The organism is Thiomicrospira microaerophila (assembly GCF_000934765.1).
GTDB lineage: Bacteria > Pseudomonadota > Gammaproteobacteria > Thiomicrospirales > Thiomicrospiraceae > Thiomicrospira > Thiomicrospira microaerophila.
Map to the genome: position 1 here is coordinate 1 of NZ_JYNN01000081.1, position 5,722 is coordinate 5,722.

The 5,722-nt window shown below is 43.4% G+C and carries 7 protein-coding genes; 2 read left to right on the forward strand and 5 right to left on the reverse strand.

What is annotated here, in order from left to right; genetic code table 11:
• Positions 1 to 358 (reverse strand): DUF6444 domain-containing protein (locus NA59_RS15840; protein ID WP_044413333.1); only part of this gene is annotated, 358 nt, incomplete at its 3' end.
• Between the two features lie 294 nt (positions 359 to 652).
• On the opposite strand from NA59_RS15840, the gene NA59_RS14540 reads away from it, so the two are divergent.
• Together NA59_RS14540 and NA59_RS12375 are read left to right on the forward strand one after the other, a co-directional pair.
• Positions 653 to 1,255, forward strand: coding sequence for an Lcl C-terminal domain-containing protein (locus NA59_RS14540; RefSeq protein ID WP_052501675.1), 603 nt, complete (start codon positions 653 to 655; stop codon positions 1,253 to 1,255).
• Between the two features lie 36 nt (positions 1,256 to 1,291).
• Positions 1,292 to 1,849: a hypothetical protein gene (locus NA59_RS12375; protein WP_044413336.1), complete on the forward strand. Its 558-nt coding sequence runs from the start codon at positions 1,292 to 1,294 to the stop codon at positions 1,847 to 1,849.
• Between the two features lie 248 nt (positions 1,850 to 2,097).
• Here NA59_RS12375 and NA59_RS12380 read toward each other — a convergent pair whose 3' ends face one another.
• From NA59_RS12380 to NA59_RS12395, 4 genes are all read right to left on the reverse strand, one after another.
• Positions 2,098 to 3,108 (reverse strand): Rpn family recombination-promoting nuclease/putative transposase, encoded by a 1,011-nt coding sequence (locus tag NA59_RS12380; protein WP_052501676.1) that lies wholly within the window; start codon positions 3,106 to 3,108, stop codon positions 2,098 to 2,100.
• 119 nt (positions 3,109 to 3,227) lie between these two features.
• Positions 3,228 to 3,419, reverse strand: coding sequence for a hypothetical protein (locus NA59_RS12385; protein WP_044413339.1), 192 nt, complete (start codon positions 3,417 to 3,419; stop codon positions 3,228 to 3,230).
• Positions 3,420 to 3,622: 203 nt separating this feature from the next.
• Positions 3,623 to 4,240, reverse strand: coding sequence for an Lcl C-terminal domain-containing protein (locus NA59_RS12390; RefSeq protein ID WP_052501677.1), 618 nt, complete (start codon positions 4,238 to 4,240; stop codon positions 3,623 to 3,625).
• A gap of 285 nt (positions 4,241 to 4,525) precedes the next feature.
• Positions 4,526 to 5,722 (reverse strand): hypothetical protein (locus tag NA59_RS12395; protein ID WP_044413341.1); only part of this gene is annotated, 1,197 nt, incomplete at its 5' end.

A 5,722-nucleotide genomic window follows, 5' to 3' on the forward strand; every position in this document is an offset into this window, starting at 1 on the left:
GATTCTCATACCCTTTGAATGTGTAGGTATGCCCTTTTGGCAGGGTGCGACGATCAATCTTAACCACCTTAATCTCATCCGGCTCCTCCACAGGCGCTAAGGTTTTGCCGATACGCCCTTCTTGCCCACCGGCGAGGCGCTCACTTTTGACTCGCGGTTTCTTAAGGCGATTAGGATCTTGAGAGGGCGGTTTACTGCTATTGCTACTATTGGTGCTGACACGACCTAGCAGGATTGGAATAATCACCAAAAGCAGATTGATCGCCGCGCGCAATGCGGGCGAAACGCTTCTATCTTCCTTGAGCAATTGCTTGACATGCTCTAGTGTGGTGTCGATTTCAATATCGCTAATCTTCATGGCATAGGTCTGTGTGATTTTGTAGGCCTATTATCTCACAACTTTTTTTGGGCAAAATTTTCGCAATGAGATGCGATTTGAGGAGGTTTGATTTTTTGTCTTGGCACGGGGGTATTTAGTATAATGCATTACAGACACGCGACTCAGGGCAGGCTTGGTTTGCGCCTATAGCACTGAGCTTCAAAGCGGATTAATTTTGGGTTTTTAGGCCAAAAACCCTGTCAAGTACTTTTTTGTTTTTTTTTCAGGCTGAATAGTTACGTTGATTTTACCTCGCCATCGTTGCGGATAGATATGAGCAGTGGACTCACGCCAGCGGGGAAAGTAGCAGAGCAGAGGGCGCAAGCCGAAGCAAAAGCTAAACAAGATCGAATCGATGCGCCATTTAGAGATCGCTATGTCATTAATCAAAATGGCACGGTCTATGACAAAAAAACTAACTTAACCTGGATGGTATGTAGCTTAGGCCTAATCTGGAACGGGCGTACATGTACAGGCAGAGCAAGCACCTATGATTGGCCATCTGCAAGGGATGCCGCGGCTTCAACAAACTACGCAGGAAAATCCGATTGGCGTGTACCAACTATTGAAGAACTGCACAGCCTTGTCTATTGTAGTTCCGGACATCAAAGTGAGCTTCGCATGATCAATAGAGGAATAGTTAAGGTGGTTGATAAGGAGTTAAGAGGTCATTGCAAGGGTAACTATCAAAAGCCAACAATATTCACTGCCGTGTTTCCACATACGGGCCATCTTTTTTATATGTCAGCCTCCCCCAGTCCAGTCAGTAGCCACCATGTGATGGGTGTGTTCTTTAACCATCGCGGTGATCACGGCGGGATGGTCGGCTCACAAGGAGGCTACAATCGTGTGCGCCTCGTGCGCAGCGGACAGTAACTTTGGCCGCGCAGCGGCTTTTGCTTTGGAGTGAATATGAAGCCATTGATTTTTGCACTGTTGTTTATAAGCTGGATGCCAGCGGTTTCAGCCTTTAGCTTTGAAGATTTGGATCGCTTACAGCAGTTCGAGCAGGAAAACCTGCTTGAACTCGCCAAAAAAGAGGCCAGAAGCTGGAACTTCCGGCGTGCGGAAGCGTATCTTGAACAGGCAAAAAACAAAGCCTATAATCCAACGGCACTCGCTGAAGCACGAGCCGTCTACAATCAACAACAAAACGCCTATCACGAAGAACAACGCCGCCAAGAACAAGAACGCTTGCGCCATGAAGAGGAAAGAAGATTGGCTGAACAGCGCCGTCATGAAAATGCTAGAAGTTCAGCCTCTACGAGTCGGTCAAGCAATGCTTCGCCTAGACGTTTCACTTGCTCCATCACTTGTAGAACATCAGGGTTTTTATTGTATGATACGCGTCAAATTGGACCCGTTACAATTACTGCTGTCGATCCAAATTTTGAAACGCGCGAGATGTCAAGAATATGTAATTCCACACTGAGCGGTCAGTGGTATCACGACAAACATAAATGCCAGTAAAAGAGGTTTATTTACAAAAAGTGATTCGTTGCGTATTTCATAAGTTGCTATGCTAGTCCTTATCCTGCCTAGCACACTGACCGAGCAAACCTCAAAATAATTCGCTTGCTCGCTGGCATGTCTCATCGCGCACCGTCATGCCGCAACTTCGAGAAGATAGTAGATCAAGGAGCAAACAAGTCAGCACAATTGTTTGCCCCTTGATTGGGGCTTTTTTGTTTTGGGTGGGATTAAATAATGAGGCTGGGTTATTTTTCGGTTTGCCTTAAACGCTCTTTGAGCTCTTTTATCGATAAATGACAACGCTCCGCCACTAATTCTACAGATAAATTAAACTCTCGAATCATTTCGATTGCTTGCTCTAGCTTACCCTCTAGCTTACCCTCTAGCTTACCGCGTAGTTCACCGCGTAACTCGCCTTCAGCGTAAATTTCTCTTTTCCAGTTTTCTACGTTTTGTGCCAGCATGCTCGGCTCCTTAATGATGTGTTCTACAGGTGCAATGTTAATCGTTGGGTAGTTCTTTTTCAAGTGAACCATCACCCATTTTAATACCGCCATCGCGAGTGCGCGCTTATCGTCGCCCAAGCTGTCTAAATAACCCACCAACTTTTGTGTACTGCGGCGGGCTTGGGCGTATTCGTGTGCTTTCTCAAAGCTAAAAATCGTGCTGATGCCATTAATCACACTGTCGATTTGTTCATCAGGCACGCGCTCTTCGTCAATTAAATAATAGCGTAATTGTGGTTGATAGGGTTTTAAGTAATCCGGCAAATTGCGATATAGATCGGCCATTTGGTGTTTTGCCGTCCATTTGGGTTGGCCGTTGTATAGCACTACTGGAAATACGGGTGGCAGCCCTTTTTTGAAAGATAATCTATTTTGTTTATTCAAATCATCATACAACGCGGCGACATATTGAAGCATGCGAACAGGCATGGATAAATCCACTTCCGATTGAAATTCTAGCATCAAATACAAGTATACGTCTTGCTCAGATCCTTTAAGTTTTGCTGACCAGACCACATCCGAATCGCGTTTTTTCATCGCTGGGGTAATAAAGCTGCCATTCTCTTTTTGCAGTGAACTAAAATCAAGATTAGTTACCAGTTCAGCCGGCGCAAAGCCTTCAATCAACTCTTGAACCAGCTCTTTGTGCGAAAAGAGGAACTTATAGCCTCTATCGTGGCTATGCTCGGTAGAATCACCATATAGCCAATCGTCATCATTTTCGGGTAGGTCATTTTGTTGTTGCGTCATTTGAGTTTTTCACACTATTAATTTCTAAGACCATTTTAGCATAACGGATAGGTATGAAAAAAACGTTGAAAGCTCGTCATAATGCAGAACGCACCTTGATTGGGACGTTTTTTATGCGGTTAGGATATTGAGTGGTCGCCTTGGTTTAAGCGGCGCATTAACTCGTCGAATGATAGCTTATATTGCTCTGCGACCTTTTTAACCGGTAGATTAAAATCACGAATCATTTTTATTGCTTGCTCTAGCTGACCCTCTAGCTTGCCACGTTGCTCAAGTTGCATCATTAAATTTTCAAAATTCTCCGCTAACATGCCATCACTCCTTGTTAGTGTCATCATGTTTTCAATATTAACCTCAACCCCGCGTTTGTGCAAGGTGCGTTTGAACCATTGGGTGAGAATGTCATCAATGCGCTCTTTGTGGGGATTAACACGGATGATTTGACCGGCGCGATAAAAGGCTTTTTGATAATCATAGAGTGTCTTAATCTACCTAGTTGAGTTAGCTTAATAAATCACTGTTTTGCATCTCGAATAAGACGGACATAGCGATTTTGACCTTCTGCCTTAACAAGATAATTGAACTCACTTCCTGCGCTAAAGTTAACACCCCAACTAAATTGTTTAAAAATCGGGTGTTCTGTCGATGTCCAGTAATTATTCTTTAACGTATCGGGAAAAGCTTTTTGATCAATGGTGGGAGTATCAAAGTCACCTTTGCAGCGACCATCAAATCGAACGCCATTCTCAGCATCTGTTATAGCATAATCCTCTCTTAAGCGGATTTCTCTTCTCAAACCAGAGCTACAGACAACAAGTGTTCTTAACTCTTCCAATGTTGGTAAACGCCAGTCTGACTTTTCAGTATAGATGTAGGTTTCAGCCTTACTAATGGCTTGATGCCAGTTCATCTTTATGGCTTCACCATGGCAGTGATTACCCTGCCATGTCTGGCCAACAGTGCAACGCATCCAAATCAGTTGGGTTGTGGTGTCAGTGAGCGTACCATCATGGTTATCTTGAAAACGCTCAGAGATCAAATTCATACTTGATTGAGAATGCTGAACACTGTTCGCTTCGGCCAGTAGTGTAAGAGGGACAAAAACAAGCACTAATCCATAAATTTTCATCATAATATCTATCCTCTGAGAATATGTTTTATCTTTCATCACCAATTTTGATATAAACAGTAATGACTTGAATGGTTATTCCTCGTGATTTTAGAAAAGATTATACAACTAATTAGACGTATTTATATTGCAATCACCCAGACAGTTTACCTAACCCAATCAAGAGTACAGAAGATAAACCAGTCTTTTATCAATTTGAGCCATTACATCAACTAGTCGGCTATTAAAGGTGGAAAATTAGTTGCAGGTCTGAATATGGGCACACAGCATTTGACTATACTCATTAGCCTATGGCGCCATCCAATCTTGCCAGTTCACCTCTAGTATCTTTGGTTGGTAAAGGTTGTACTGATGCGCTAAGTAGAGTCGCAGTGTTTTGTCATCAAACGTAAATTCAATGGTATCCTGTTCAATCATTTCAGCCCAGTTTAATGGCATGGCGTCAGTGTTAGCTATTTTGGCTGTGAGGTTTTGCAAAAGCTTTGCCATAAAAAGTGCGTTATCAGCATGATTGGGTGCATAGTGTTCAACAGCACGCTGGATGATCTCTCTTAATCGAAGCGTTTTAGCTGTGTTGATGTCTATATTTACCCCCTTAGGGCGCATAACCTGTTTATGTGTACACCGACCGTATCCATGATTATAGAGAAGGCTAAGATACTGCTCTGTTTGGTAGTGTATTTCAACATCAAGAGAGTGGGTGTTTTCATTCGACCTAAGGGGGTTGATGTGTGCTATACCAGCATGGTCACGAAGCCGTTTTGATAAATAATGCGCACGGCGTTGTGAAGCCGCCAAAGTCTGGCCTTTTATCGATGGCATCTCAACGTAGTAGTAGCGAATGTTCAACTGTTCAACGAGTGATTCGCATGCGGGTAAATGGCGTGAATAATACTCGTGTACAGGATGTAATTGATATGTGGTTTTTTTGTTTGTTGGCGACACAAATCCGTGTTGATGGATTCGCCGATCAAACGCTTCGGTGCTAACAAAACTAAACCCATCAAATACCACAGATAAAAGATTATGTTGTTCTGCATCCAAAATCGCATACTGACCGGTATTTAGATCAAATCTCGATTCGATTGGATTTGAGAAGCGTTTAAATCCTAAACCCAGTACATCTTCCCATTGACTGATTTGAGGATGGGGGCTGAGCGCATGATCTTGGACTACAGGCAAGGCTGACAATAGCCACACACCAACCATGCCTTGTTGTTGGGCATGGGGCAGGGTGAGTTTCAAAAACGTCTCTCCTGCGAGTGTTTGGCTTTCAAGCTTTAGCTTGTTTAGCTGGTTGAATAGGTCTGTTGAGTAAAACGGAGCTTGAAACAACAAGCTATACTGCTTTTTAATGCAATAGGTTGATTGATTATCGGCATCCTGTTGTGCACTCACCAGCCATAGGATTGTTTGATCAATGCCGCTGGTGTTGTTGGGTGAATCTGCGCGCAAGGCTAATTTAAAAACAACATGCTGCCAAGA